Here is a 24,728-nt window from a genome sequence, read left to right as displayed (position 1 = left end):
GGCTGTCGTACGACGATGAGGGCGCCCGGGTTTTCCGGGCGCCCTCATCGCGTGCAGGGAGGCAGAGTCAGAGGCGGCGGGCCAGGGACAGGGTCCGTCGGGCCGCCGCCACGACCGCCGCGTCGATGAAGCGGCCATCGGGCAGCGCCTGGGCACCCTGTTGCGCGGCCGCCGCCTTGACGATCGTCTCGGCCTGCTCGATCTCCCGAGGGGTGGGCAGGTAGGCCCGCTTGATGACCGGGAGCTGGCGGGGGTGGATCGCGGTGCGGCCCAGGAAGCCGAGGGTGCGGCCGCGGGCGCAGGAGGCCGCCAGTCCGTCCAGGTCCCGGATGTCCGGGTACACCGACTGGGCGGGCGGGGGCAGTCCCGCCGCCCGCGCGGCCACGACGATCCGTGAGCGCGACCAGTCGAGGCCCGTGTCGTCCCGTACTCCCAGATCGGCGCGGAGGTCCGACTCGCCGAGCGAGATGCCGCGCAGGGCCGGATGGGCGGAGGCGATGGCATGGGCCCGCTCGATGCCCAGGGCCGTTTCCAGCAGGGCGTAGAGGGCCGGGGCGGTCGCATGCGCGCCTTCCGCGACACGGATCACCTGTTCCGGAGAGACGACCTTGGGGAGGCGAAGGCCGGCGACGCCCCGGAGGCAGGCCACCGCCTCCAGGTCGGCGGCCGCCCACGGGCCGTCCAGGGTGTTGACGCGGACGTGGACCGGGACCGGCTGGGGGTCGGAGAGGAGTTCGGCGGTGGCGGCGCGGGCGTAGTCCTTGCGGTCGGGGGCGACCGCGTCCTCCAGGTCGATCACCACCACGTCGGCGCCGCAGAGCAGCGCCTTGGCGACGACGTGGGGGCGGTCGCCCGGGACGTAAAGCCAGGTCAGCGGGTAGGTCACAGGGCACCCTCCGCGCGTAGCGTGGCGAGTTCGGACGGGGTCAGGCCCAGCTCGGTCAGGACCTCCTCCGTGTCCGCGCCGTGCGGGCGGCCGGCCCAGCGGATCGCGCCCGGTGTGGCGGAGAGGCGGAAGAGAACGTTCTGCATGCGCAGCGGGCCCAGCTCGGGGTCGTCGACGGTGGTGACGGTGCCGAGGGCCGCGTACTGCGGGTCGGTCATGACGTCCCGTACGTCCTGGACGGGGGCCACCGCGGCCTCCGCCTTCTCGAAGGCCGCGAGGACGTCGGCGCGGGTGCGGCGGGCGATCCAGGTGCCGACCGCCTCGTCGAGGACGTCCGCGTGGCGGGCGCGGTCGGCGCCCGTGGCGAACCAGGGCTCGTCGATCAGCTCGGGCCGGCCGACCAGGTGCATCAGGCGTTCCGCCACCGACTGGGCCGAGGTGGAGACGGCGACCCAGGTGCCGTCCGCGGTGCGGTAGGTGTTGCGCGGGGCGTTGTTCTGGGAGCGGTTGCCGGTGCGGGGCTGGACGTGGCCGAGCTGGTCGTACCAGGTGGGCTGCGGGCCGAGGACGGTCAGGATGGGCTCGATCAGGGCCATGTCGACGACCTGGCCGTCGCCGGTGCGGTCGCGGGCGGCGAGGGCCGTCAGGACGGCGTAGGCGGTGGCCAGGCCGGCGATCGAGTCGGCCAGGCCGAACGGCGGGAGGACCGGGGGCGCGTCGGGTTCGCCGGTGATCGCGGCGAAGCCGCTCATCGCCTCGGCCAGGGTGCCGAAGCCGGGGCGGTGCGCGTACGGGCCGAACTGGCCGAAGCCGGTGACGCGGGTGAGGATCAGGCGGGGGTTGGCGGCGGACAGCTCCTCCCAGCCCAGGTCCCACTTCTCCAGGGTGCCGGGGCGGAAGTTCTCGATGACGACGTCGGCGGTGGCGGCGAGGCGCAGGAGGGTGGCGCGGCCGCCCGGCGTGGAGAGGTTCAGGGTCGTGGTGCGCTTGTTGCGGCCCAGGACCTTCCACCACAGGCCGACGCCGTCCTTCGACGGGCCGTGTCCGCGGGAGGGGTCGGGTTTCGTGGGGTGCTCGACCTTGATGACCTCCGCGCCGAAGTCGCCGAGCAGGGTGGCGGCGAGGGGGCCGGCGAAGAGTGTGGCGAGGTCGAGGACGCGCAGGCCGGTCAGGGGGGAGCGGGTCGCGGGGGAGTCGGTCATCAGGCGGGTGCCTCCCGGGGGATGAGGGCGTGGGTGAGCTGGGCGAGCGTGTCGAAGCCGATGCCGTTGAAGTCGCCGACGGAGGTGGCCAGGCGGTTCTTGAGGGGCGCGGTCCAGCGGTCGGGGAGGGCGGCGGGGGAGCCCGCGAGGAGGGCGGCGATGCCGCCGGCCGTCGCGCCGTTGGAGTCGGTGTCCCAGCCGCCGGACACGGCACGGCAGATGGAGCCGGTGAAGTCGCCGTCGGCGTGGGTGAGGGCGGCGGCGATCAGGGCGGTGTTGGGGACGGCGTGGACCCAGTGGTGGGTCGCCGCGTGGGTGGCGTGGAGTTCGCCCACGACCGTGTCGAAGTCGTCGTGGGTCTCGGCGAGCCGGATCGCGTGGTGGACGGCGAGGGACAGTCGGGAGCGGGGCGGGACGACGGTGAGGCCGGTGCGCAGGCAGGTGTGGACGTCGTGCGTGCCGGTGGCCGCGGTGGCGATGGTCGCCGCGGTGAACATCGCCGCGTAGACGCCGTTGGCGGTGTGGGTGAGGGTGGCGTCGCGGTGTGCCTGCTCGGCGGCGGCCGCGGGGTCTCCGGGGTTGGTCCAGCCGTGGATGTCGGCGCGGATCAGGGCGCCGATCCATTCGCGGAAGGGGTTGCGGTGGCGGGCGGTGTGTGGGGGTTCGAGGCCGAGGAGGAGGTTGCGGTACGCGATGCGTTCGGCGGTGAAGGCGCGGCCTGCGGGGAGTTCCTCGAGCCAGAGTCGGGCCACGTCGGCGGTGGTGAAGGCGGTGCCGTGGCGTTGGAGCAGGAGGAGGTTGAGGAGGGGGTAGTTGAGGTCGTCGTCCTCGGGCATGCCGTCGATGTTCTCGGCGAGGGAGGTGGGCGCTGAGCGGCGGTTCCAGGGGTGGGTGGTGAGGAGGTCCTGGGGGACTCCTCGGGCTGTGAAGTAGGTGTTCAGTGGCCAGTTGCCGGTTGCTGCCGCCAGTTGGCGGATGGCTTCGAGGGGGAGTTTCTCGACCGGCTTGCCCAGGAGGCAGCCTGCTGCTCTGCCCAGCCACGCGGCTTCGAGGTGGGCGGGGGTGGGTGCCGGGGTGGTGCTGCCTTGCGGGCTGGGCCAGTCCGGGCACAGGGTTCTGATCCTCGTCGGCTCCGTCGGTTCGTGCTCCGACCAGCTGCTCGGTAGGTCCGCCAGTTCGTCCAGCAGGTCCTCCGCGAGGAGGCGCAGGTAGCGGGAGGCCGGGTGGGGGGAGGCTCCCGCTCGGGGTGGGGCGTCGAGGCCGCCCGCCGCCCGCCATCTGGCTGCGATCGCCGAGGGCTCGCGGCCGTCCTGGGTCGCCTGGCGCAGTTCGTGGCCCAGCAGGTCCTCCGGTTGGACCCATGTCAGTCGGAGCATCTCGGGCCCCCGATCGCGCCGAACGCCTCCTCGTGGGCCCGTCGGCGCCGTACGTCCTGGTCGAAGATCTCCCGGGCGACCTCCGTGAGGGTCCGCGCCGGGGCCCACAGGTCCAGGCGGCTCGCCTCCGCGACGGTCTTCGCCCAGTCCTCCGGGACGGGGGAGCCCAGGGCCCCGGACAGCGCACCCGCCATCGTGGCGATCGAGTCGCAGTCGCGGCCGTAGTTCACCGCGCCCAGGACCGCGTGCCGGTAGTCGCCGCCGGCCACGACCAACATGCCCAGGGCCACCGGGAGTTCCTCGATCGCGTGGACGCGGGAGGGGCGGCGGGCGGTCAGCGCGGGACACTTGTAGTCGGGGCCCACCGTGTCGTACGGGGCCACCGCCTCCCGCAGCGGGACCAGCGCGGACTCGAAGTCCGAGTGGCGGGACGCCGTTTCGCAGACCTTCTCGATCGCCGCCCGGGTGCCGTCCTTCGCCAGGGCGAGGCACGCGGAGACCACCGAGTCGGGGGTCGCGCCCGGTGCGCACGCCGCGGCCACCGCCGCCGCGAAGACCCCCGCCGCCTCACGGCCGTACGACGACTGGTGGGCGCCCGCCACGTCCAGGGCCTCGGCGTACGCGGCCGCCGGGTGGGCCGCGTTGACCAGGCCGACGGGGGCCATGTACATCGCCGCGCCGCAGTTGACGATGTTGCCGACGCCTGCCTCGCGGGGGTCGACGTGGGCGTAGTGGAGCCGTGCCACCAGCCACTTCTCCGCGAGGAAGATCCGCTGGAGCGGGAGCGCCTCGGCTTCCAGTTCCGGGATCCAGCGCGGTGTGGTCATCAGGTCCGGGACGAGGTGGTCGGCGATCGCGTACGCGTCGAGGTGGTCGCGGACCTGCGCGTACACCCGTACCAGGGCGTGCGTCATCAAGGTGTCGTCGGTGACGTGGCCGTCGCCCTTGTGGTACGGGGCGATGGGGCGGGCGGTGCGCCACGCGTCGCCGTTCCAGGGGCCGACGACGCCGTGGACGCGGCCGCCGTGGCGCTGCACGATCTGGTCGGGGGAGTAGCCCTCGACCGGGCCGCCCAGGGCGTCGCCGACGGCGGCTCCGACCAGGGCGCCGGTGATCCGTTCGTCGAGGCTCGCCCCGTGAACCGGTGCCGTGCTTTCTGTTGCTTTGGGCGTCATGCCCCGAATCATCCTCCTGGCGGGGCCGGTTGTGCGGCTTCCAGGAGTTCGGCGAGTTCCACGAGGTCCGTGCCGGTCAGGCGGGGGAGGACGCAGCCGGGGAGGGTGCGGCAGGTGGCGCGCCAGGAGTCGGGGATCGCCTCGCCGCCGCCCAGTGCGCCGGTGAGGGCTCCCGCGAGGGCCGGGGCCGAGTCGGCCACGCGGGACAGACAGGCCGCCGCCGGGACCGCCTCCGCGATACGGCCCCGGGCCGCCGTGGCCAGGGCGAGGGCCACGGGGACCGTCTCGGCGGCCGCGACGCCGTAGCTGTAGACGTGATCGACGATGCGGTGTTCCAGCGGCGGGACCAGGGCGAACGTGCTCTCGGCGGCGTGGGCCAGCCGCAGTGCCTCGCGGGCGTTGCGGCCGATCTCCGTCTCCGCGGGGAGTTCGGCCAGGGCCGCCCGCACGCACGTGTCCACGTCCGCGCCGACCAGGGCCAGCGCGAGCGCCGCCGCCATCGCCCGGGCGCCGTGCACGCCGTCGCCGTCCTGGGTGTAGCGGGCGTCGAACTCGGCGAGGTCGGCGGCGAGTCGCGGGTCGCCGGGATGGGCGACGGCGAGGACGCAGGCGCGTACGCAGGCGGCGTCGTCGAAGTAGTGCGGGTTGTCGTGGCCGGTGGCGGGCGGGCGCAGGCCGGTGGCGAGGTTGCCGAGGCCGGCCCGGACGGAGATGCGGGCGCGCAGGGGCAGTACCGCCGACTCGACCTCGGGGGCGCGTTCCGCGGCCGCCGCGACCTCGCTCGCGACCGCGTTCCAGGTGAGGTCGATCGCGGCCCGCATCCGGCGTTCCCGGCTCAGGTCGCCGAGCGCGCTGTCGTCCCCGGCCCGCAGCACGGCCTCCGCCGAGAACACCGCCCACTCGGCGTCGTCGGAGGGACCCAGCCGGAGCGGCTCGGGGGGCTGGTTCAGGGCGATGGGCACGGGAAGCGTGGTCGTCGCGTTCTGCTCGGCGAAGGTGTCCAGCTCACGGGTGAGACGCCTGGTCCACTCCGGCATCCGGGCCGCCCGGTGCCGAGCGGCGGGCCAGCCTGCCGCGTCACCGGCGGCGAGCCCGAGGAGGAGGCCTTCGATGCGGTGGGCGCGGGTCTCCGGGACGGCGGCGGGAGCGACGGGCGCATCCGGAACGACACCCGCAGGGGCAGCCACTGGACTCGCGGGGGAGGGCGTGAGGGGTGCGGGGTCCGCGGGAGGTGGGGCGGGGGTGGCCGGAGCGCCGGTGCAGGCGGTCGGCGCCTCGGCTGTGCCGACCGAGTCGGTCTCCGTCTCGTCGGCGGGCGCGGGTGGGGCGAGGTGTGGTGGAGCCCCGGTGGCGCCCGGCGGGGTGTGGGTCGGGTCCGGTGTGTCGGCTGTGCCGGTCGAGTTGGTCTCCGCTTCGTCGGCGGGCGAGGGCGGGGCGAGGTGTGGTGGAGTCCCGGTGGAGGTCGGCGGGGTGTCGGCTGTGCCGACCGAGTTGGTCTCCGCCTCGGCGGGCGCGGGTGCGGGCGGGGCGAGGTGTGGTGGAGCCCCGGTGGTGCCCGGCGGGGTGTCGGTCGGGTTCGCCGCGTCGGCCGGGTGTTCCGGCGCCCCCTCCGCCCCGGCACCCGGGTCCGCCCCCCACGGCCCCGGTGGCGGCGTCATGAGCGCACCGTTGCCCGGTCGGAGCCCGGCGCCGCGGTGAAGGCCGTCGGCCAGGTGTCCTGCCGTACGGGAGTCTCGTCTCGTACGAGGGCGTCGGCGATGTCGACGACGTGGTGGCCGGCCATGGACGGGAGGCAGCTGCCGCGGGCCGGGCCGATGGCGGCCGCCCAGTCCGCCGGAATCGCGGAGGCGCCCTGGGTCGCGCCCGCGAGGGCGCCGGCGACCGCCGCGGTGGTGTCGGCGTCGCGACCCATGTTGACCGCCGTCAGGACGGCGTGCCGGAAGTCGCCGTCGGCCGCCGCGTACGCGCCGAAGGCGAGGGCGACGGCTTCCGGGGCCAGGTCGGTCCACGGGTAGCCGCCGATCACGACGGCCGAGCGGACCGCGCGTTCGCCGCGGTGGGCGACGGTCACGGCCCGGCGCAGGGAGCGGGCCGTCCAGGAGTCGTCCGGGACGACGGCGAGGGCGGAGGCCACGACCGCGATCGTGGGGGCGCCCGCCATCGCCGCGGCGACTCCCGCCGCGACCGCCTGGCCGCCGTAGATGCCCTCGCCGTCGTGGCTGACCGAGCCGTCGATGGCGACCAGGCGGGCCGCCTCCGCCGGGCGGCCCGCCGCGAAGACGCCGAAGGGCGCCGCGCGCATGGCGAGACCGTCGCTCCACGCGTGGCGGTGCTGGGCGGAGATGGGGGCGGCCAGGCCCCGGCGGAGGTTCTCCAGCGTGCCGCGTTCACTGAAGCCGGCCCCGCGGAAGGGGCCCTCCTCGCGGTCGGCGATCCACTCGTGCCAGGCCGCCTCGACGTGCGCCGCCGTGAGCGACGAGCCGTGCCGGGCCAGCAGCAGACCCGAGAAGATCGCGTACTCCGTGTCGTCCGTGCCCGCCGGTTTCTCGGCGACGTACCCGGTGATACGGCCCCAGCGCGCGCGGATCTCGGAGGGCTTGAGGTTCTCGGCCGGTGCCCCGAGGGCGTCACCCACAGCCAGGCCGAGCAGCGCGCCACGCGCCCGGTCGCGCAGTCCGGTGGCGTCCTGGGGCGCCGGGACGGAGGGAATGCAGGCGATCGATGCCATACGCGGCTCCTCTCGAGGGTGCCCGCCAGGGCGCGGAACCCTTTGCGGAACTGTCCCCGGTGCGGTCTTCGGCGCAGCCTGACCGACCGCAGCGTCACCCGGTCGACATATGTGCGGCCCTGTACACGGATGAGCGGAGAGCGGTAAAACCGCAGGTTAGCCCAGCCTTTCCTTGCTGGCGGGCACGGAATTCGAGGCGTACGGTGAGCGTTGTCGAAAAATAGAATCAGTCCAGAAGGCATGGCTGGAGACCCGCATGGCACTCATGGAGAACGAGGCGGCGCTGCACGAGGCGCACCGCGACAACCACACTCACCGGGATGTGAACGGTGGCTGGCTGCGCCCCGCCGTCTTCGGCGCGATGGACGGTCTGGTCTCCAACCTCGCCCTGATGACCGGTGTCGCCGGCGGCTCGGTCGGTCAGCACACCATTGTCCTGACCGGACTCGCGGGCCTCGCCGCCGGAGCCTTCTCGATGGCCGCCGGTGAGTACACCTCCGTCGCCTCGCAGCGCGAACTCGTCGAGGCGGAACTGGAGGTCGAGCGGCGGGAGCTGAGAAAGCACCCCAAGGACGAGGAGGCCGAGCTCGCCGCGCTCTACGTGGCTCGTGGCGTCGAGCCCGACCTGGCGCGGCAGGTCGCCCGGCAGTTGTCCAAGGATCCCGAGCAGGCCCTGGAGATCCACGCCCGCGAGGAGCTCGGCATCGACCCCGGCGATCTGCCCTCGCCGCTGGTCGCCGCCGTCTCCAGCTTCGGCGCGTTCGCGCTCGGCGCGCTGCTCCCCGTGCTGCCCTACCTGCTCGGCGCCAGTGCCCTGTGGCCCGCCGTGCTCCTCGCGCTCGTCGGGCTCTTCGCGTGCGGTGCCGTGGTGGCCAGGGTGACGGCGCGCACCTGGTGGTTCAGTGGTCTGCGGCAGCTCGCTCTGGGTGGTGCGGCGGCCGGTGTGACGTACGCCCTGGGCAGCTTGTTCGGGACGGCCGTAGGATAGTGCGGATGCTACTTATGCGAGGGGCCGCATAAGTAGCCGTTACTCGCTGGTTTCGAATGCATGACCACGGGGCATGAGCCGTAAGCGCTGCGGGCAATGGTGCTTGCGGTGCGCCGCGGAGTGAGCGACGACGCTCGCCCCACCCCCCGGACCGACGGACATCGATCTGTCCGTGTCGGCCACCCCTGTTTCCACCGCCGCGCGCGGTGCCCGCCGCCACCCCCGCGGCGTCCGCATGCTGGAACGGAGTATCCGGTTCCCGAGAACCGCTCCATCATGTAACCTGCACGAAATTTTGCGCACACGCAGAGGGCCAACGTCGTCCCTTCGCAAGCACATATGCCACTTGAGACGACGACGGGAGAGCCGATGCGTACGCCGCGCCAGCCGTCCCAGCATTCCGCGAATGGCCAGAATTGGTCGTTCATGGATGCTCGCCCTGCTGCGCAGGGTATGTACGACCCCCGCAACGAGCACGACGCGTGCGGCGTCGGCTTCGTCGCCACCCTCACCGGCGAGGCGTCCCACACCCTGGTCGAACAGGCCCTGACGGTCCTGCGCAACCTCGAACACCGCGGTGCCACCGGCTCCGAGCCCGACTCGGGCGACGGCGCCGGCATCCTCTCCCAGGTCCCCGACGCCTTCCTCCGCGAGGTGGCCGGATTCGAGCTGCCCGCGGCCGGTGGTTACGCCGTCGGTATCGCCTTCCTGCCCGAGGACGGGGCGGCCGACGCCGTCTCGCGGATCGAGACGATCGCCGCGGACGAGGGCCTGACCGTCCTCGGCTGGCGCGAGGTCCCCGTCGCCCCCGAGCTGCTCGGCGCCACGGCCCGCTCCACGATGCCCGCCTTCCGCCAGGTCTTCGTGGCCGACGGCGCCGCCGTGCCTGCTACGGGCATCGACCTCGACCGCAAGGCCTTCGTGCTGCGCAAGCGCGCCGAGCACGAGGCCGGCGTCTACTTCCCGTCGCTCTCCGCGCGCACCATCGTCTACAAGGGCATGCTGACCACCGGCCAGCTGGAGCCCTTCTTCCCCGACCTGTCCGACCGCCGCTTCGCCTCGGCCGTCGCCCTGGTCCACTCGCGCTTCTCGACGAACACCTTCCCGAGCTGGCCGCTCGCCCACCCGTACCGCTTCGTGGCGCACAACGGTGAGATCAACACCGTCAAGGGCAACCGCAACTGGATGGTCGCCCGCGAGTCGCAGCTGGTGTCCGACGTCTTCGGGTCGGACGAGAAGGCCCTCGAGCGCATCTTCCCGGTGTGTACGCCGGACGCCTCCGACTCCGCGTCCTTCGACGAGGTGCTCGAACTTCTGCACCTGGGCGGCCGCTCGCTGCCGCACTCCGTGCTGATGATGATCCCGGAGGCGTGGGAGAACCACGACTCCATGGACCCGGACCGGCGCGCCTTCTACCAGTTCCACTCCACGATGATGGAGCCCTGGGACGGCCCGGCCTGCGTCACCTTCACCGACGGCACCCAGGTCGGCGCCGTGCTCGACCGCAACGGTCTGCGCCCCGGCCGCTACTGGGTCACCGACGACGGCCTCGTCGTCCTCGGCTCCGAGGTCGGCGTCCTCGACATCGACCCGGCCAAGGTCGTCCGCAAGGGCCGCCTCCAGCCCGGCCGCATGTTCCTCGTCGACACCGCCGAGCACCGCATCATCGAGGACGACGAGATCAAGGCGCAGCTCGCCGCCGAGAAGCCGTACGCCGAGTGGCTGGAGGCCGGCGAGATCGAGCTGGGCGACCTGCCCGAGCGTGAGCACATCGTGCACACCCACGCCTCGGTCACCCGCCGCCAGCAGACCTTCGGCTACACCGAGGAAGAGCTGCGCGTCATCCTCGCGCCGATGGCCAAGGCCGCCGCGGAGCCGATCGGTTCGATGGGCACCGACTCGCCGATCGCCGCGCTCTCCTCCCGCCCGCGGCTGCTGTTCGACTACTTCACCCAGCTGTTCGCGCAGGTCACCAACCCGCCGCTGGACGCGATCCGCGAGGAGCTCGTCACCTCCCTGCGCTCGTCGCTCGGCCCCGAGGGCAACCTGCTCGAGCCCACGGCCGCGTCCTGCCGTTCGGTCACCCTGCCCTTCCCGGTGATCGACAACGACGAGCTGGCCAAGCTCATCCACATCAACGCCGACGGCGACATGCCCGGCTTCAAGGCCGCGACCCTCTCCGGCCTGTACCGGGTGCACGGCGGCGGCGACGCCCTCGCCGCCCGCATCGAGGAGATCTGCGCCGAGGCCGACGCGGCCATCGACAACGGCGCCCGCCTGATCGTCCTGTCGGACCGCCACTCCGACGCCGAGCACGCGCCGATCCCGTCCCTGCTGCTCACCGCGGCCGTCCACCACCACCTCATCCGCACCAAGCAGCGCACCCAGGTGGGCCTGCTCGTCGAGGCCGGTGACGTCCGCGAGGTCCACCACGTCGCCCTGCTCATCGGCTTCGGCGCCGCGGCCGTCAACCCGTACCTGGCCATGGAGACCGTCGAGGACCTGGTCCGCGCGGGCACCTTCCTGTCGGACATCGAGGCCGAGCAGGCCATCCGCAACCTGATCTACGCCCTCGGCAAGGGTGTTCTGAAGGTCATGTCCAAGATGGGCATCTCGACCGTCGCCTCCTACCGCGGCGCCCAGGTCTTCGAGGCCGTCGGCCTCGACGAGGCCTTCGTCGAGAAGTACTTCAACGGCACCACCACCAAGATCGGCGGCGTCGGCATCGACGTCATCGCCAAGGAGGTCGCCGCCCGCCACGCCAAGGCCTACCCGGCCTCCGGCATCGCGCCGGCCCACCGCGCCCTCGACATAGGCGGCGAGTACCAGTGGCGCCGCGAGGGCGAGCCGCACCTGTTCGACCCGGAGACGGTCTTCCGCCTCCAGCACTCCACGCGCACCGGCCGCTACGACATCTTCAAGAAGTACACCGACCGCGTGAACGAGCAGTCCGAGCGCCTGATGACGCTGCGCGGCCTGTTCGGCTTCAAGAGCGAGGACCGGCAGCCGATCTCCATCGACGAGGTCGAGCCGGTCAGCGAGATCGTCAAGCGCTTCTCCACCGGCGCCATGTCGTACGGCTCCATCTCCAAGGAGGCGCACGAGACCCTCGCCATCGCCATGAACCAGCTGGGCGGCAAGTCCAACACCGGTGAGGGCGGCGAGGACTCGGAGCGTCTGTACGACCCGGTGCGCCGCTCCGCGATCAAGCAGGTCGCCTCCGGCCGCTTCGGCGTGACCTCGGAGTACCTGGTCAACGCGGACGACATCCAGATCAAGATGGCCCAGGGCGCCAAGCCCGGCGAGGGCGGCCAGCTGCCCGGCCACAAGGTGTACCCGTGGGTGGCGAAGACCCGGCACTCGACGCCGGGCGTGGGGCTCATCTCCCCGCCGCCGCACCACGACATCTACTCCATCGAGGACCTGGCCCAGCTGATCCACGACCTGAAGAACGCGAACCCGCAGGCGCGGATCCACGTGAAGCTGGTCTCCGAGGTCGGCGTCGGCACGGTCGCCGCGGGTGTCTCCAAGGCCCACGCGGACGTCGTGCTCATCTCCGGCCACGACGGCGGCACGGGTGCCTCGCCTCTCACGAGCCTGAAGCACGCGGGTGGCCCCTGGGAGCTCGGCCTCGCCGAGACCCAGCAGACGCTGCTGCTCAACGGCCTGCGCGACCGTATCGTCGTGCAGACCGACGGCCAGCTGAAGACCGGCCGTGACGTGATCATCGCCGCGCTGCTCGGCGCCGAGGAGTTCGGTTTCGCGACCGCGCCGCTCGTCGTCTCCGGCTGCGTCATGATGCGCGTCTGCCACCTCGACACCTGCCCGGTCGGCATCGCCACCCAGAACCCGACGCTGCGCGACCGGTTCAACGGCAAGGCCGAGTACGTGGTGAACTTCTTCCAGTTCATCGCCCAGGAGGTCCGCGAGCTCCTCGCCGAGCTGGGCTTCCGCTCCATCGAGGAGGCCGTCGGCCACGCCGAGGTCCTCGACGTGCAGCGCGCCGTCGACCACTGGAAGGCGCAGGGTCTGAACCTGGAGCCGCTGTTCCACGTGCCGGCGCTGCCCGAGGGCGCGGCCATGCACCACGTCATCGCCCAGGACCACGGCCTGGAGAAGGCGCTCGACAACGAGCTCATCAAGCTCGCCGCCGACGCCCTCGCCGCTTCCAGCGCCACCGACGCCCAGCCGGTGCGCGCCCAGGTCGCCATCCGCAACATCAACCGCACGGTCGGCACCATGCTCGGCCACGAGGTGACCAAGAAGTTCGGCGGCGCGGGCCTGCCCGACGACACCATCGACATCACCTTCACCGGTTCCGCCGGCCAGTCCTTCGGCGCGTTCCTGCCGCGCGGTGTCACGCTGCGCCTGGAGGGCGACGCCAACGACTACGTCGGCAAGGGCCTCTCCGGTGGCCGGGTGATCGTGCGCCCGGACCGGGGCGCCGACCACCTCGCCGAGTTCTCGACGATCGCGGGCAACACCATCGCGTACGGCGCGACCGGCGGTGAGCTGTTCCTGCGCGGCCGCACGGGCGAGCGGTTCTGCGTCCGCAACTCCGGCGCGACGGTCGTCTCCGAGGGCGTGGGCGACCACGGCTGCGAGTACATGACCGGCGGTCACGCGGTGGTCCTCGGCGAGACGGGCCGCAACTTCGCGGCCGGCATGTCCGGCGGTATCGCGTACGTCATCGACCTCGACCGCGACAACGTCAACGTCGGCAACCTCGACGCGATCGAGGCGCTGGACGACACGGACAAGCAGTGGCTGCACGACGTGGTGCGCCGCCACGCCGAGGAGACCGGCTCGACGGTCGCCGAGAAGCTGGTCGCCGACTGGGACGCGGCCGTGGAGCGGTTCAGCAAGATCATCCCCAGCACGTACAAGGCAGTGCTCGCCGCCAAGGACGCCGCCGAGCGAGCCGGTCTCTCCGAGACCGAGATCACCGAGAAGATGATGGAGGCGGCGACCAATGGCTGATCCCAAGGGCTTTCTCAACCACGGCCGCGAGGTCGCCAGGTCCCGCCCCGTCGAGGAGCGCGTCAAGGACTGGAACGAGGTCTACGTCCCCGGCTCCCTGCTGCCGATCATCAGCAAGCAGGCCAGCCGGTGCATGGACTGCGGCATCCCGTTCTGCCACAACGGCTGTCCGCTGGGGAACCTGATCCCCGAGTGGAACGACTACGCCTACCGCGAGGACTGGACCGAGGCGTCCGAGCGTCTGCACGCCACGAACAACTTCCCGGAGTTCACGGGCCGGCTGTGCCCGGCGCCCTGCGAGTCGGCGTGTGTGCTCGGCATCAACCAGCCGCCGGTCACCATCAAGAACGTCGAGGTCTCCATCATCGACAAGGCGTGGGACAGCGGTGACGTCAAGCCGCAGGCCCCCGAGCGCCTGTCCGGCAAGACGGTCGCCGTCATCGGCTCGGGCCCGGCGGGCCTGGCCGCCGCCCAGCAGCTGACCCGGGCCGGTCACACCGTCGCCGTCTACGAGCGCGCGGACCGCATCGGAGGCCTCCTCCGCTACGGCATCCCCGAGTTCAAGATGGAGAAGCGGCACATCAACCGCCGTATCGAGCAGATGCGCGCGGAGGGCACCCGCTTCCGCACGGGCGTCGAGATCGGCCGCGACCTCAAGGCGACCGACCTGAAGAAGCGCTACGACGCCATCGTCATCGCCGCCGGCGCGACGACCGCCCGTGACCTCCCGGTCCCCGGCCGCGAGCTCAAGGGCATCTATCAGGCGATGGAGTACCTGCCCCTGGCCAACAAGGTGCAGGAGGGCGACTACGTGGCGCCCCCGATCTCCGCCGAGGGCAAGCACGTCGTCGTCATCGGCGGTGGCGACACCGGCGCCGACTGCGTGGGCACCGCCCACCGCCAGGGCGCGGCCTCCGTCACGCAGCTGGAGATCATGCCCCGCCCGAACGACGAGCGGCACGTGACCAACCAGCCGTGGCCGACCTTCCCGATGCTGTACAAGGTCACCTCGGCGCACGAGGAGGGCGGCGAGCGGGTCTACTCCGTCTCGACGACCCACTTCGAGGGCGACGAGGACGGCAACGTCCAGTGGCTGCACCTCAGCGAGGTGGAGTTCATCGACGGCAAGCTGACCTCCAAGCCGGGCACGGAGCGCAAGATCCCCGCCCAGCTGGTCACCCTCGCCATGGGCTTCACCGGCACCGACCGCGAGAACGGCCTCGTCGACCAGTTCGGCCTGGAGCTCGACGAGCGCGGCAACATCGCCCGCGACGCCGACTTCCAGACCAACGTCCCGGGCGTGTACGTCGCCGGTGACGCCGGCCGCGGCCAGTCCCTCATCGTGTGGGCGATCGCGGAGGGCCGCTCGGCCGCCCGCGGCGTCGACCGGTTCCTCACCGGCGCCAGCGACCTGCCGGCCCCGATCCGTCCGACGGACCGCTCGCTGATGGTCTGACGGGTCGCAGGAAGAACAACCTCACAGACGTCCCGTACAACGGCGTACGGAACACCAGACGGCGCCTGCCCAACAGTCCCCGACCGGACGACCGGGCAGGCGCCGTCGCCTGTCCGGGTGTGGGAGGGTGTGCCGCATGGTCGCGATCAGTCTCAGCAAGGTCCAGGAAACGGCGCCCGCGCTGGTCGATCTGTACAAGAGCGCCGGGGTCTCCCTCACGAAGCACGGTCTGGACGGGCTGCGGGCCGCCGTGTACCTCGTGGTCGACTACTCGGGGTCGATGAAGCCGTACTACAAGGACGGCAGTGTGCAGGCGCTGGCCGACCGGGTGCTGGGACTGTCGGCGCATCTCGACGACGACGGGCGGGTGCCGGTGGTGTTCTTCTCCACCGACGTGGACGCCGAGACCGACATCGCGCTCGCCGACCACCGGGGACGGGTGGACCGGATCGTGGCCGGGCTGGGCCACATGGGCAAGACCAGCTACCACCTGGCGATGGACGCCGTCATCGACCACTATCTCGACAGCGGCTCCCGTGAGCCCGCCCTCGTCGTCTTCCAGACCGACGGCGGTCCCATCAACAAGCTCGCCGCCGAGCGGTACTTGTGCAAGGCGGCGAAGCTGCCGATGTTCTGGCAGTTCGTCGGGTTCGGGGACGCGACGAGCAAGCAGTTCGACTTCCTGCGCAAGCTCGACGAGCTGGCCGTGCCGGGAAAGCGGGTCGTCGACAACGCCGGTTTCTTCCACGCCGGTTCGGATCCGCGGCAGGTGTCGGACGGCGAGCTCTACGACCGTCTCGTGAGCGAGTTCCCCAAGTGGCTGGTCGCCGCCCGGGCACAGGGGATCGTGCGCGCGTGACGCTCATGAGCGGCGGGCACGCTCGCTGAGCACCGTGGTCCGGCACTCGTCCGGGGTGCCCCACGCCGTGCGCAGGGCACGGGCCTTGGTCAGCCAGAGCGACAGGTCGTACTCCGCCGTGTAGCCGATCGCGCCGTGCAGTTGGAGCGCGGTACGGGCGGTGGCGTACGCGGCCTCGCAGGCGCTGACCTTGGCCGCGGCGACATCGGCCGGGGTCATCGTCGTCGCGGCGCCGAACACCAACGGCCGGGCGAACTCCAACCCGGTTTCGGCGTCGGCCAGCCGGTGCTTGACCGCCTGGAACGAACCGACGGGGACACCGAACTGCACGCGCCGCTTCACATGGGCCACGGTCCGGTCCAGGAGCGCGAGACCGACACCGAGGGCCTGGGCGGCGGTGGCGAGGCGGGCCCAGATGAGGGCGTGGTCGAGCGGCGGGGAGGGGGTGAGGAGTTCACCACCGGGTCCGAGCGGGGTGAGACGGCGGGCCGGGTCGAGGGAGTGGCGGACCGGGCCGTGGCCGGGGGCGAGGCGCAGGCCGTCGGGACCCAGGGCCAGCAGGAGCGTCGCGGCGTCGCCGTCCAGGGCGTAGGAGCCGTCGCGGGCGTGCGGGCTCTCGTCGGCGGGCCGGTTGCCGAGGGTGTAGGAGCCGGTGCGGGCGACCGTCGCCATCGTGGTGCCCGATGCCAGTGACCCGAGGAAGCGTTTGGCGAGGGCCGGTTCGGTCAGCAGCGCGGCCGCCGTGACCGTCTCCACCAGGGGGCCCGGCACCGCATGGCGGCCCAGCTCGACGAAGGCGACCGCGAGGTCGACCGGCCGGGGACCCAGCCCCTCGTACGCCTCCGGCACCGCCAGCGCGAACACGCCCGCGTCCGCGACACGGGACCACAGCGCGCGCCCGGTGGTGTGCGCGCCGCGGCTCCACCGCCGTACCACCGCCGGCGTGTCGGCGGCCGTGAGCATCGCGTCCAGGGAGGCCGCGAAGGCCCGTTGTTCGGCGTCGAGGAGGAAACGCATCAGCGGCGTCCCTTCGGCAGGCCGAGCAGGCGCTCGGCGACCAGGTCGCGCTGGATCTCGTTCGTGCCCGCGTAGACGGGGCCCGCGAGGGAGAAGACGTACCCCTCGGACCACTCGGTGTCCGCCAACTCGCCTTCGTCCCCCAGCAGGTCGAGGGCGGTCTCGTGCAGCGCGATGTCGTACTCCGACCAGAAGACCTTGTTCAGGCTGGACTCCGGGCCGAGAGGCGCGCCCTCCAGGAAGCGGCACGCGGCGGCGTAGGTGAACAACTGGTACGCGCGGGCGCCGATCAGCGCGTCGGCCACGCGGTCGCGCGTGGCGTGCGGACCGCCCCGATCCAGCCACAGCTCCCGGAGTCGGTCCGCCGAGGCGAGGAAGCGGCCGGGAGAGCGCAGGGTGAGCCCGCGCTCGTTGGCCGCCGTCGACATCGCGATCCGCCAGCCCCGACCCGGCTCGCCGATCACGTCCTCGTCCGGCACGAACACCTCGTCCAGGAACAGCTCCGCGAACGCCGGCTTCCCGTCGAGACGGCCGATGGGGCGGACCGTCACGCCGGCGGCGCGCAGGTCGAACATCAGGTACGTCAGGCCCTGGTGGGGTCTGGGCAGGCCCGGTTCGCTGCGGAACAGGCCGAAGGCGCGGTCGGCGAAGGCCGCCCGTGACGACCAGGTCTTCTGGCCGCTGAGCAGCCAGCCGCCGTCCGTGCGGACGGCCCGCGAGGTCAGGGAGGCCAGGTCGGACCCGGCCTCCGGCTCCGACCAGGCCTGCGCCCAGACCACCTCGCCGCGCGCCATGGGCGGCAGGACACGGGCGCGCTGCTCCTCGGTGCCGTGGTCGAGGAGGGTGGGGGCGAGCAGGCTGATCCCGTTCTGGTTGACGCGTCCGGGGGCGCCCGCCGCGTAGTACTCCTCCTCGAAGAGCAGCCACCCGAGCAGCCCGCAGTCCCGCCCGCCGTACGCCGTCGGCCAGTTCACCACCGACCAGCGGTCCGCGGCCAGTTCGGCCTCCCACGCGCGGTGCGCGGCGAAGCCCTCCTCCGTCTCCAGGGAGGGCAGCGAAGTGGTGGGCACGTGCGCCTGGAGCCAGGCGCGGGCCTCGGCACGGAAGGCCTCGTCCTCCTGTGTGACGTGGAGATCCATGGGCTGCCATCCTTCCCTAACAAGTGTTTGGTAGGTTAGCGTGGCCCCATGACAGACGTCGAGAGTCCCGCCTACGTGGCCGGGCACGGGCTGCTGGAGGGACGCACCGCCGTCATCACGGCAGCGGCGGGCGCGGGGATCGGCGGTGCGACCGCGCGGCGCTTCCTGGAGGAGGGCGCGCGGGTCCTGATCAGCGACGCGCACGCGCGGCGGCTCAAGGAGTACGAGGCGGAGCTGGCCGGCGAGTTCGGCGCGGAGTCGGTCGCCGCGGCCCCCTGCGACGTCACCGACGAGACCCAGGTGCGGGCCTTGTTCGAGACGGCCGTACGGGCCCACGGACGGCTGGACGTGGTCGTCAACAACGCGGGGCTCGGTGGCACTTCGACGCTCGTCGACATGACGGACGAACAGTGGTCGCGCGTGCTGGACGTGACGCTCAACGGCACCTTCCGCTGCACCCGGGCGGCGCTGCGGCTGATGCGGGAGACCGGCGGCGGGGTCATCGTCAACAACGCCTCCGTGGTCGGCTGGCGAGCCCAGGCCGGACAGGCGCACTACGCAGCCGCGAAGGCCGGAGTGATGGCGCTGACCCGGTGTGCGGCCGTGGAGGCGGCCGCGTACGGGGTGCGGGTCAACGCCGTCGCGCCGAGCCTCGCCATGCATCCGCACCTGGTGAAGGTGACGACCCCCGAGCTGCTGGAGGAGCTGACCGCACGCGAGGCCTTCGGGCGGTACGCGCGGCCCTGGGAGGTGGCCAACGTGATCGTGTTCCTGGCGTCGGGCTACTCCTCGTACATGACGGGAGAAGTCGTCCCTGTCAGCAGCCAGCACGCCTAGGACGACAATGAACGCGTGCCGACCAAGAAGAAGCCCCAGGTGACCGCCGCGCCGGCCCGCCGCCGCGAACTCCTCGACACCGCCGCCGAGGTCTTCGCCGAACAGGGCTACAACGCCACCACCGTACGCAAGATCGCGGACCATGCGGGCATGCTCGCGGGCAGCCTCTACTACCACTTCGACTCCAAGGAGTCGATGCTCGAGGAGATCCTGCGCACCTTCCTCGAGGAGTTGTGGGACGGGTACGACACCGTCCTGGCCGCCGGTGAGGGCCCCCGCGAGACCCTCGAAGCCCTGGTCACCGAGTCGTTCCGGGAGATCGACCGGCACCGCGCCGCCGTCGCGATCTACCAGAAGGAGAGCAAGCAGCTCGTCGCGCAGGACCGGTTCACCTTCCTCGCCGACTCGCAGCGCAGGTTCGAGAAGGCGTGGCTGTCCACGCTGGAGCGCGGGGTCGCCGACCGCGTCTTCCGCGCCGACCTCGACGTCCGCCTCACCTACCGCTTCGTCCGCGACACCGTCTGGGTCGCCGCGTCCTGGTACCGGCCCGGCGGACAGCACAGCCCGGAGGAGATCGCCCGGCAGTACCTGTCGATGGTGCTGGACGGGATCGCCGTACGTACCTAGCCGATCCACACAGGGGAGTCGCCATGGCCGAGGCCTACATCGTCGAAGCGGTCCGTACGCCCGTGGGGCGGCGCCGGGGAGGGCTCTCCGGGGTCCATCCGGCGGACCTCGGCGCGCATGTGCTGAAGGAGCTGGTCGCGCGCTCGGGCGTCGACCCGGCGGCCGTCGAGGACGTCGTCTTCGGCTGCCTGGACACCGTGGGGCCGCAGGCCGGGGACATCGCGCGGACCTGCTGGCTGGCGGCCGGACTTCCCGAGGAGGTGCCGGGCGTCACCGTGGACCGGCAGTGCGGGTCCTCGCAGCAGGCCGTGCACTTCGCCGCGCAGGGGGTGCTGTCCGGCACCCAGGACCTGGTGGTCGCCGGCGGGGTCCAGAACATGTCGCAGATACCGATCGCCTTCGCCACCCGGCAGGCGGCCGAACCGCTGGGCTTCACCGAAGGCCCCTTCGCGGGCAGCGAGGGCTGGCGGGCCCGGTACGGGAACCGGCCCGTCAACCAGTTCGCCGGGGCCGAGATGATCGCCGCGAAGTGGGGGATCAGCCGCCGCGACCAGGAGGAGTTCGCGCTGCGGTCCCACCAGCGGGCGGTGCGAGCCATCGACGAGGGGCGCTTCACCCGCGAGACCGTCCCGTACGGCGAGGTGACCGTCGACGAGGGGCCCCGGCGGGACACCTCCCTGGAGAAGATGGCCGCGCTGAAGCCGGTCATCGACGGCGGCACCGTCACCGCCGCCTGCTCCTCCCAGGTCTCCGACGGCGCGGCGGCGATGCTGCTGGCCTCGGAGCGGGCGGTGCGCGAGCACGGCCTCACGCCCCGGGCCCGCGTCCACCACCTCTCGGTGCGCGGCGAGGACCCCATCCGCATGCTGACCGCGCCGATCCCGGCCACCGCCCACGCCCTGAAGAAGACCGGCCTGTCGATCGACGCCATCGACCTCGTCGAGATCAACGAGGCCTTCGCCCCGGTCGTCCTGGCCTGGCTGAAGGAGACCGGCGCGGATCCCGACAAGGTCAACGTCAACGGGGGCGCCATCGCCCTCGGCCACCCGCTCGGCGCGACCGGCGTCAAACTCATGACGACCCTGCTGCACGAACTGGAGCGCACCGGCGGCCGCTTCGGCCTCCAAACCATGTGCGAAGGCGGAGGCCAGGCCAACGTCACGATCATCGAGAGGCTGTGAGCCGCATCAGCGTCTCCTCCGCCTCCTTCATGATCCGCTCCACCAGCTCCGCACACGACGGCAGGTCGTCGATCACCCCGGCGACCTGCCCGGAGGCCATGACTCCCAGATCCGTACGCCCGTCCACCATCGACGCCTTGAGCAGCATCGGGGTGTTCGCGGCGAGCAGGACCTGACTCCAGGACAGGTCCTTGCCGTGCCGCAGGGCGAGCCCGTCCCGGACCATCTGCCGCCATGTCAGCCCGGACAGCTTCCGGAAGCCCGCCGCCCTGCGCACGGCCTGGAGCAGCGCCCTCGCACGGCCGGAGTCCTCCAGGGCGGCCACCAGCTCCGTCCGGAGCATGCGGTGCGGCAGACCGTCGACCGCCCGCGTCACCGTCACGTCCCTGACCGTCGCCGCCAGATACCTCGCCTTCACCGCGTCCGGCACCGTCGAGTCCGCCGTCAACAGGAACCGCGTGCCCATCGCGACGCCCGCCGCGCCGTACGCCAGGGCGGCCACCAGACCCCGCCCGTCGAAGAAGCCGCCCGCCGCCACCACCGGGATGTCCACGGCGTCCACCACCTGCGGCAGCAGCACCGTCGTCGCCACCTCGCCGGTGTGCCCGCCGCCCTCGCCGCCCTGCACGATCACCGCGTCCGCGCCCCACGCGGCGACCTTCTCCGCATGCCGCCGAGCCCCTACGGAGGGGATGACGACGACACCCGCCTCCTTCAGCGCGCCGATCAGCTCCCGGGACGGTGCGAGGGCGAAGGACGCCACCCGCACCCCCTCGTCGAGCATGATCCGCACCCGGTCACCCGCGTCCGCCGCGTCGGCCCGCAAATTCACCCCGAAAGGCGCGGACGTACGCGACTTGACCTCGCGTATCGCCTCCCGCAACTGGTCGAGGGTCATGGTCGCCGAGGCCAGGACGCCCAGCGCCCCCGCGTTCGCCGCCGCGGACACCAGACGCGGGCCGGCGACCCACCCCATCCCGGTCTGCACGATCGGATGACGGGCCCCGACCAGCCGGGTGAGCGCCGTTTCCATCAGGGCGTCACCCCCTCGGGGACCTCCCGGGCGCGGGTGTTGCCCGGGTCGATCACCTCGCGGATCAGGCGCAGTTCCCCCGCGGTCGGCTCACGGGTGTACGGCACCTCGTCCGGGACCACGAGAGCGAAGCCCGTCGCCTCCCGGACCTGCTCGACACTCACCCCGGGATGCAGCGAGGCCAGCCGCATCGAACGGTCGGGCGTGGCGAAGTCGAAGACACCGAGGTCGGAGACGACACGCGGGATGCGGTGGTGGCGCGCGCCGGCCGCACGGTCGTACCCCACCCCGCACACCATGTCGACCTTCTCGACGAAGACCCGCCGCGAATGCCTCGGTATCCAGTAACTCGTCGGGTTGTTGAGCGTGTTGACGGGCGCGCCGCGCACCCCGAGCAGCTGCCGCGCCGGCCTCGCCCAGTCGCCGATGCACGAGATGTTCTGGTTGCCGTACCGGTCGATCTGGCTCGCGCCCATCATCACGTGCCGTCGACCGCCGGTGACCAGCGCCAGGTGCTGCCGGTACGGCAACCAGCCCTCGACCGTGCCGTCCAGGCCGACGAGGAGCGCCTCGCCGTCGGTCAGCAGCAGGTCCGGCGCGAAGGTGTGCCGGGCGAGACGGGCACCGACGGAGGGGACCACACCCATGGGGCTCGCCAGGACCTCGCCCGCGCCACGCCATGCCTCAGCACAGGCGACCACGCAGTACTCGGCGCGGGTGACCGCGTTCACCGTTCCTCCCCGACCGCCGACTGGTACGCCTGCTCGTCCCCGGCGAGGAAGCCTGCCGCGAACTCCGGCCAGGGCGTGGTCGCGTACCGCTTCTGAAACGCCTCGTCCCGGCCGTAGTCGGGTGCGCAGGACGTGAAGTGCGCTCCGTTCGGCGCCTCGACGACACCCGTCACCGCGTGCCGCTTGATGAGCAGCGACTGCGGTGCCGCCTCCTTCGTCAGCTCGACCGTGTCCACGATCCGCTCGCACGAGACGTACGCCGTGTCCGCCGCCTCGCAGAACAGGTCGTCGAAGTACGGGTCCGGGCCGAGATACTGGCCGTTGCCCTGTCGGTCCGTGCGGTTGACGTGCACCAGCGCCGCGTCCAGACGCAGGGCGGGCATGGCCACGAACGTCTCCCCGTCCTCGTAGGGGGAAGTGACCGTCCGCAGCCCGGGGTTGACCCGCATCACGTCCGACCCGATCCCGGCCCGCACCGGCAGGAACGGCAGCCGGTGCGCCGCCGCGCGCAGCCCCCACATGAACATCGCCTCGTCGATCTCCATCAGTTCGAAGGCGCCACGCTCGCGGGCCGCTCGGTAGTGGGGTTCGAGGGGGATCGAATCGAGGGTGACGAAGGCGGCGACCAGCTTCCGGATCCGTCCGGCGGCGGCCAGCATGCCCACGTCCGGTCCGCCGTAGGAGACGACGGTCAGCTCGGTGATCTCCGACCGCAGCAGCGCCCTGACCAGCGCCATCGGTTTGCGGCGCGAACCCCAGCCGCCGATGCCGAGGGTCATGCCGCTCTCCAGACGGGAGACGACCTCGTCGGCGGTCATCGTCTTGTCACTCACCTACGCACCCTCCTTCCCGAACGTGTCCCGGACCCGGTCGGCCACACCGCTGAGGTTGGCCTCGAAGGTGAAGCCCTGTTCGAAGCGGTAGCTGCGGCGGACGTCCACGGGGTCTATGCCGTTGATGGCGGCCTTGGCGAGCCGCAGCAGACGCCCGTCCTTCGCGGCGATCTCGCGGGCCAGCTCCAGCGCGGCGGCCCGCAGCAGGTCGCCGGGCACCACCCGCCACACCGAACCGTGGGCGTGCAGCTCGGCCGCGGTCGCCGTGCGCGAGGTGTAGTACAGGGCACGCATCAGGTGCTGCGGGACGAGCCGGGCCAGATGGGTCGCCGCGCCCAGCGCCCCCCGGTCCAGCTCGGGCAGCCCGAACGTGGCGTCCTCGCTCGCCACGATCGCGTCCGCGTTCCCCACGAGCCCGATGCCCCCGCCCAGGCAGAAGCCCCGCACCGCCGCCACCACGGGCACCTCGCACTCGTACACCGCCGCGAACGCCTCCGCGCAGCCCGCGTTCGCTCCGAGCAGGGCGCTCTGTCCCCGGGCCTGTATCTCCTTGATGTCCACGCCCGCGTTGAACCCCCGCCCCTCGGCGGCCAGCACCACGCACCTGACCTCCGGGTCCAGGCCGGCGGCGCGCACGGCGCCGGCCAGGGCGAACCAGCCGTCCACCGGCAGGGCGTTCACCGGCGGGAAGTCGACGGTGACGACGGAAATCCCCTTTTCCGGGGACGAGGTGGAGACACCCATGGACGCATCAGCTACCTTCGCACTCAGCTACCTTTCCACCAAACATTTGTTAGGTGTGCGACTTCGAAGCTAGCAGTAGGCACCGACATGCGGGAGGGCCTGTGGAAAACCCGGAACGCCCGGAGCCCGTGGAGCCCCCGGAAACCCCGCGAGACCCGTCGTTGACCGGCAGAACCGTCGTCGTCACCGGTGGCACCCGAGGCGTCGGCGCCGGAATCGCCAGGGCCTTCGCGCAGGCGGGAGCCGATGTCGTGACGTGCGCGCGCCGACCACCCGAAACCCCCGTCAAGGGCACCGAGTTCATACCCCTCGACCTGCGTGACCGCGACGCGGTGAGCGCCTTCTTCGCCGCGCTGCCCCGCCTCGACGTCCTCGTCAACAACGCGGGCGGCACCCCCTACCGACCACTCACCGACGCGGACGCCGAGCGGCACGCGCGCGTGGTGGAGCTCAACCTGATCGCCCCGCTGACCGCCTCCCTCGCCGCCCACGCGCACCTCCGACGGGCCAAAGGCTCCATCGTCATGATCGGCAGCGTCAGCGGCGGCCGCCCCTCGCCCGGCTCCGCGGCCTACGGGGCGGCCAAGGCCGGCCTCGACAGCCTCGCCCGCTCCATGGCCGTCGAGTGGGCACCGGACATCCGCGTCAACACCCTGGTTGTCGGCATGGTCCGCACTGAGCTGTCCCACCTCCACTACGGCGGTGCGGACGCCCTCGCCGCCGTCTCCCGCACCGTTCCGCTCGGACGACTCGCCGACCCCGCCGACATCGGCGCCGCAGCCGTCTTCCTCGCCTCCGACGCGGCCGCCTACATCAGCGGAGCGAGTCTCCTCGTCCACGGCGGCGGGGAACGGCCGGCCTTCCTGGACGCCGCGACCGCCAACAAGGAGAAGTGAGATGAGCGGAATCTGCGAAGGCCGCGTCGTCGTCATCACC

Annotated in this window: 20 protein-coding genes; 8 read left to right on the top strand and 12 right to left on the bottom strand. The window is 72.2% G+C overall.

The genetic code is table 11. The annotated features are described in order from the left end of the window. Nucleotides 1–67 precede the first annotated feature (67 nt). The 6 genes from ACGFNV_RS21270 to ACGFNV_RS21245 all read right to left on the bottom strand — a co-directional run bounded on the left by ACGFNV_RS21270 (nucleotide 68) and on the right by ACGFNV_RS21245 (nucleotide 7,367). Nucleotides 68–886, bottom strand: a complete 819-nt coding sequence (locus tag ACGFNV_RS21270) for an HpcH/HpaI aldolase/citrate lyase family protein (protein ID WP_393624512.1) — start codon at nucleotides 884–886, stop codon at nucleotides 68–70. Then, nucleotides 883–2,088, bottom strand: a complete 1,206-nt coding sequence (locus ACGFNV_RS21265) for a CaiB/BaiF CoA transferase family protein (protein ID WP_393624511.1) — start codon at nucleotides 2,086–2,088, stop codon at nucleotides 883–885. The genes ACGFNV_RS21270 and ACGFNV_RS21265 overlap by 4 nt, the downstream gene beginning before the upstream one ends. Further along, entirely contained in the window at nucleotides 2,088–3,464 is a 1,377-nt protein-coding gene (locus tag ACGFNV_RS21260; protein WP_393624510.1) for an ADP-ribosylglycohydrolase family protein, read from the bottom strand. Before ACGFNV_RS21260 ends, ACGFNV_RS21265 begins: the two co-directional genes overlap by 1 nt. Further along, nucleotides 3,452–4,639 carry an ADP-ribosylglycohydrolase family protein gene (locus ACGFNV_RS21255; protein ID WP_393624509.1) on the bottom strand — a complete coding sequence of 396 codons (1,188 nt, stop codon included), beginning with the start codon at nucleotides 4,637–4,639 and terminating at the stop codon, nucleotides 3,452–3,454. The genes ACGFNV_RS21260 and ACGFNV_RS21255 overlap by 13 nt, the downstream gene beginning before the upstream one ends. An 8-nt stretch (nucleotides 4,640–4,647) precedes the next feature. Continuing rightward, nucleotides 4,648–5,826, bottom strand: coding sequence for an ADP-ribosylglycohydrolase family protein (locus ACGFNV_RS21250; RefSeq protein ID WP_393624728.1), 1,179 nt, complete (start codon nucleotides 5,824–5,826; stop codon nucleotides 4,648–4,650). Nucleotides 5,827–6,293: 467 nt separating this feature from the next. Continuing rightward, the gene (locus ACGFNV_RS21245; RefSeq protein ID WP_393624508.1) at nucleotides 6,294–7,367 is read right to left on the bottom strand and encodes an ADP-ribosylglycohydrolase family protein; all 1,074 of its coding nucleotides are present in this window, start codon (nucleotides 7,365–7,367) and stop codon (nucleotides 6,294–6,296) included. 256 nt (nucleotides 7,368–7,623) lie between these two features. Between ACGFNV_RS21245 and ACGFNV_RS21240 the strand changes: the two genes are divergently transcribed. The 4 genes from ACGFNV_RS21240 to ACGFNV_RS21225 all read left to right on the top strand — a co-directional run bounded on the left by ACGFNV_RS21240 (nucleotide 7,624) and on the right by ACGFNV_RS21225 (nucleotide 15,650). Further along, nucleotides 7,624–8,355: a VIT1/CCC1 transporter family protein gene (locus ACGFNV_RS21240; protein ID WP_393624507.1), complete on the top strand. Its 732-nt coding sequence runs from the start codon at nucleotides 7,624–7,626 to the stop codon at nucleotides 8,353–8,355. 369 nt (nucleotides 8,356–8,724) lie between these two features. Further along, a complete protein-coding gene (gene gltB / locus ACGFNV_RS21235) occupies nucleotides 8,725–13,335 on the top strand; it encodes a glutamate synthase large subunit (protein ID WP_393624506.1) in 4,611 nt (1,536 codons plus the stop codon). Continuing rightward, the gene (locus ACGFNV_RS21230) at nucleotides 13,328–14,791 is read left to right on the top strand and encodes a glutamate synthase subunit beta (protein WP_393624505.1); all 1,464 of its coding nucleotides are present in this window, start codon (nucleotides 13,328–13,330) and stop codon (nucleotides 14,789–14,791) included. The genes gltB and ACGFNV_RS21230 overlap by 8 nt, the downstream gene beginning before the upstream one ends. A 136-nt stretch (nucleotides 14,792–14,927) precedes the next feature. Continuing rightward, nucleotides 14,928–15,650, top strand: coding sequence for a vWA domain-containing protein (locus ACGFNV_RS21225; protein WP_393624504.1), 723 nt, complete (start codon nucleotides 14,928–14,930; stop codon nucleotides 15,648–15,650). Nucleotides 15,651–15,653: 3 nt separating this feature from the next. Here the strand turns inward: ACGFNV_RS21225 and ACGFNV_RS21220 are convergent, their stop codons facing one another. Next, complete coding sequence (locus ACGFNV_RS21220) at nucleotides 15,654–16,667, bottom strand: acyl-CoA dehydrogenase family protein (protein ID WP_393624503.1); 1,014 nt, start codon at nucleotides 16,665–16,667, stop codon at nucleotides 15,654–15,656. Next, nucleotides 16,667–17,806: an acyl-CoA dehydrogenase family protein gene (locus ACGFNV_RS21215; RefSeq protein ID WP_393624502.1), complete on the bottom strand. Its 1,140-nt coding sequence runs from the start codon at nucleotides 17,804–17,806 to the stop codon at nucleotides 16,667–16,669. The genes ACGFNV_RS21220 and ACGFNV_RS21215 overlap by 1 nt, the downstream gene beginning before the upstream one ends. Before the next feature lie 48 nt (nucleotides 17,807–17,854). On the opposite strand from ACGFNV_RS21215, the gene ACGFNV_RS21210 reads away from it, so the two are divergent. From ACGFNV_RS21210 to ACGFNV_RS21200, 3 genes are read left to right on the top strand one after another with little or no spacing between them, the layout of a single operon-like run. Further along, complete coding sequence (locus tag ACGFNV_RS21210; protein WP_393624501.1) at nucleotides 17,855–18,643, top strand: SDR family oxidoreductase; 789 nt, start codon at nucleotides 17,855–17,857, stop codon at nucleotides 18,641–18,643. A gap of 15 nt (nucleotides 18,644–18,658) precedes the next feature. Continuing rightward, complete coding sequence (locus ACGFNV_RS21205) at nucleotides 18,659–19,270, top strand: TetR/AcrR family transcriptional regulator (RefSeq protein ID WP_393624500.1); 612 nt, start codon at nucleotides 18,659–18,661, stop codon at nucleotides 19,268–19,270. A gap of 23 nt (nucleotides 19,271–19,293) precedes the next feature. Beyond that, the gene (locus ACGFNV_RS21200; RefSeq protein WP_393624499.1) at nucleotides 19,294–20,451 is read left to right on the top strand and encodes an acetyl-CoA C-acetyltransferase; all 1,158 of its coding nucleotides are present in this window, start codon (nucleotides 19,294–19,296) and stop codon (nucleotides 20,449–20,451) included. Here the strand turns inward: ACGFNV_RS21200 and ACGFNV_RS21195 are convergent. Genes ACGFNV_RS21195 through ACGFNV_RS21180 form a run of 4 tightly spaced genes read right to left on the bottom strand, consistent with a single transcriptional unit; the run spans nucleotide 20,435 to nucleotide 23,792 of the window. After that, a complete protein-coding gene (locus ACGFNV_RS21195) occupies nucleotides 20,435–21,484 on the bottom strand; it encodes an NAD(P)H-dependent flavin oxidoreductase (protein ID WP_393624498.1) in 1,050 nt (349 codons plus the stop codon). The two genes, ACGFNV_RS21200 and ACGFNV_RS21195, sit on opposite strands and share 17 nt — an antisense overlap. Then, nucleotides 21,484–22,215, bottom strand: coding sequence for a CoA-transferase subunit beta (locus ACGFNV_RS21190; protein ID WP_393624497.1), 732 nt, complete (start codon nucleotides 22,213–22,215; stop codon nucleotides 21,484–21,486). Before ACGFNV_RS21190 ends, ACGFNV_RS21195 begins: the two co-directional genes overlap by 1 nt. Beyond that, a complete protein-coding gene (locus ACGFNV_RS21185; RefSeq protein ID WP_393624496.1) occupies nucleotides 22,212–23,048 on the bottom strand; it encodes a CoA transferase subunit A in 837 nt (278 codons plus the stop codon). Before ACGFNV_RS21185 ends, ACGFNV_RS21190 begins: the two co-directional genes overlap by 4 nt. Further along, on the bottom strand, nucleotides 23,049–23,792 hold the full coding sequence (locus ACGFNV_RS21180; RefSeq protein ID WP_393624495.1) for an enoyl-CoA hydratase family protein: 744 nt from the start codon (nucleotides 23,790–23,792) through the stop codon (nucleotides 23,049–23,051). It abuts the gene before it with no gap. Nucleotides 23,793–23,953: 161 nt separating this feature from the next. Between ACGFNV_RS21180 and ACGFNV_RS21175 the strand changes: the two genes are divergently transcribed. Then, nucleotides 23,954–24,688, top strand: coding sequence for an SDR family oxidoreductase (locus tag ACGFNV_RS21175; protein WP_393624494.1), 735 nt, complete (start codon nucleotides 23,954–23,956; stop codon nucleotides 24,686–24,688). The last annotated feature ends 40 nt before the right edge of the window (nucleotides 24,689–24,728 follow it).

The sequence above is a fragment of the Streptomyces sp. NPDC048751 genome, assembly GCF_043198595.1.
Classification (GTDB): Bacteria; Actinomycetota; Actinomycetes; order Streptomycetales; family Streptomycetaceae; genus Streptomyces.
Note: the sequence above shows the minus strand (reverse complement) of the source record. Positions and strands in the feature narration are given on the sequence as shown.

What these genes read in the sequence shown, in the direction of transcription:
- ACGFNV_RS21265 (WP_393624511.1), bottom strand. Translation starts at nt 2,088, where the DNA reads ATGACCGACTCCCCCGCGACCCGCTCCCCCCTGACCGGCCTGCGCGTC.
- ACGFNV_RS21260 (WP_393624510.1), bottom strand. Translation starts at nt 3,464, where the DNA reads ATGCTCCGACTGACATGGGTCCAACCGGAGGACCTGCTGGGCCACGAA.
- ACGFNV_RS21255 (WP_393624509.1), bottom strand. Translation starts at nt 4,639, where the DNA reads ATGACGCCCAAAGCAACAGAAAGCACGGCACCGGTTCACGGGGCGAGC.
- ACGFNV_RS21245 (WP_393624508.1), bottom strand. Translation starts at nt 7,367, where the DNA reads ATGGCATCGATCGCCTGCATTCCCTCCGTCCCGGCGCCCCAGGACGCC.
- ACGFNV_RS21240 (WP_393624507.1), top strand. Translation starts at nt 7,624, where the DNA reads ATGGCACTCATGGAGAACGAGGCGGCGCTGCACGAGGCGCACCGCGAC.
- gltB (WP_393624506.1), top strand. Translation starts at nt 8,725, where the DNA reads ATGCGTACGCCGCGCCAGCCGTCCCAGCATTCCGCGAATGGCCAGAAT.
- ACGFNV_RS21230 (WP_393624505.1), top strand. Translation starts at nt 13,328, where the DNA reads ATGGCTGATCCCAAGGGCTTTCTCAACCACGGCCGCGAGGTCGCCAGG.
- ACGFNV_RS21225 (WP_393624504.1), top strand. Translation starts at nt 14,928, where the DNA reads ATGGTCGCGATCAGTCTCAGCAAGGTCCAGGAAACGGCGCCCGCGCTG.
- ACGFNV_RS21220 (WP_393624503.1), bottom strand. Translation starts at nt 16,667, where the DNA reads ATGCGTTTCCTCCTCGACGCCGAACAACGGGCCTTCGCGGCCTCCCTG.
- ACGFNV_RS21215 (WP_393624502.1), bottom strand. Translation starts at nt 17,806, where the DNA reads ATGGATCTCCACGTCACACAGGAGGACGAGGCCTTCCGTGCCGAGGCC.
- ACGFNV_RS21210 (WP_393624501.1), top strand. Translation starts at nt 17,855, where the DNA reads ATGACAGACGTCGAGAGTCCCGCCTACGTGGCCGGGCACGGGCTGCTG.
- ACGFNV_RS21200 (WP_393624499.1), top strand. Translation starts at nt 19,294, where the DNA reads ATGGCCGAGGCCTACATCGTCGAAGCGGTCCGTACGCCCGTGGGGCGG.
- ACGFNV_RS21195 (WP_393624498.1), bottom strand. Translation starts at nt 21,484, where the DNA reads ATGGAAACGGCGCTCACCCGGCTGGTCGGGGCCCGTCATCCGATCGTG.
- ACGFNV_RS21180 (WP_393624495.1), bottom strand. Translation starts at nt 23,792, where the DNA reads ATGGGTGTCTCCACCTCGTCCCCGGAAAAGGGGATTTCCGTCGTCACC.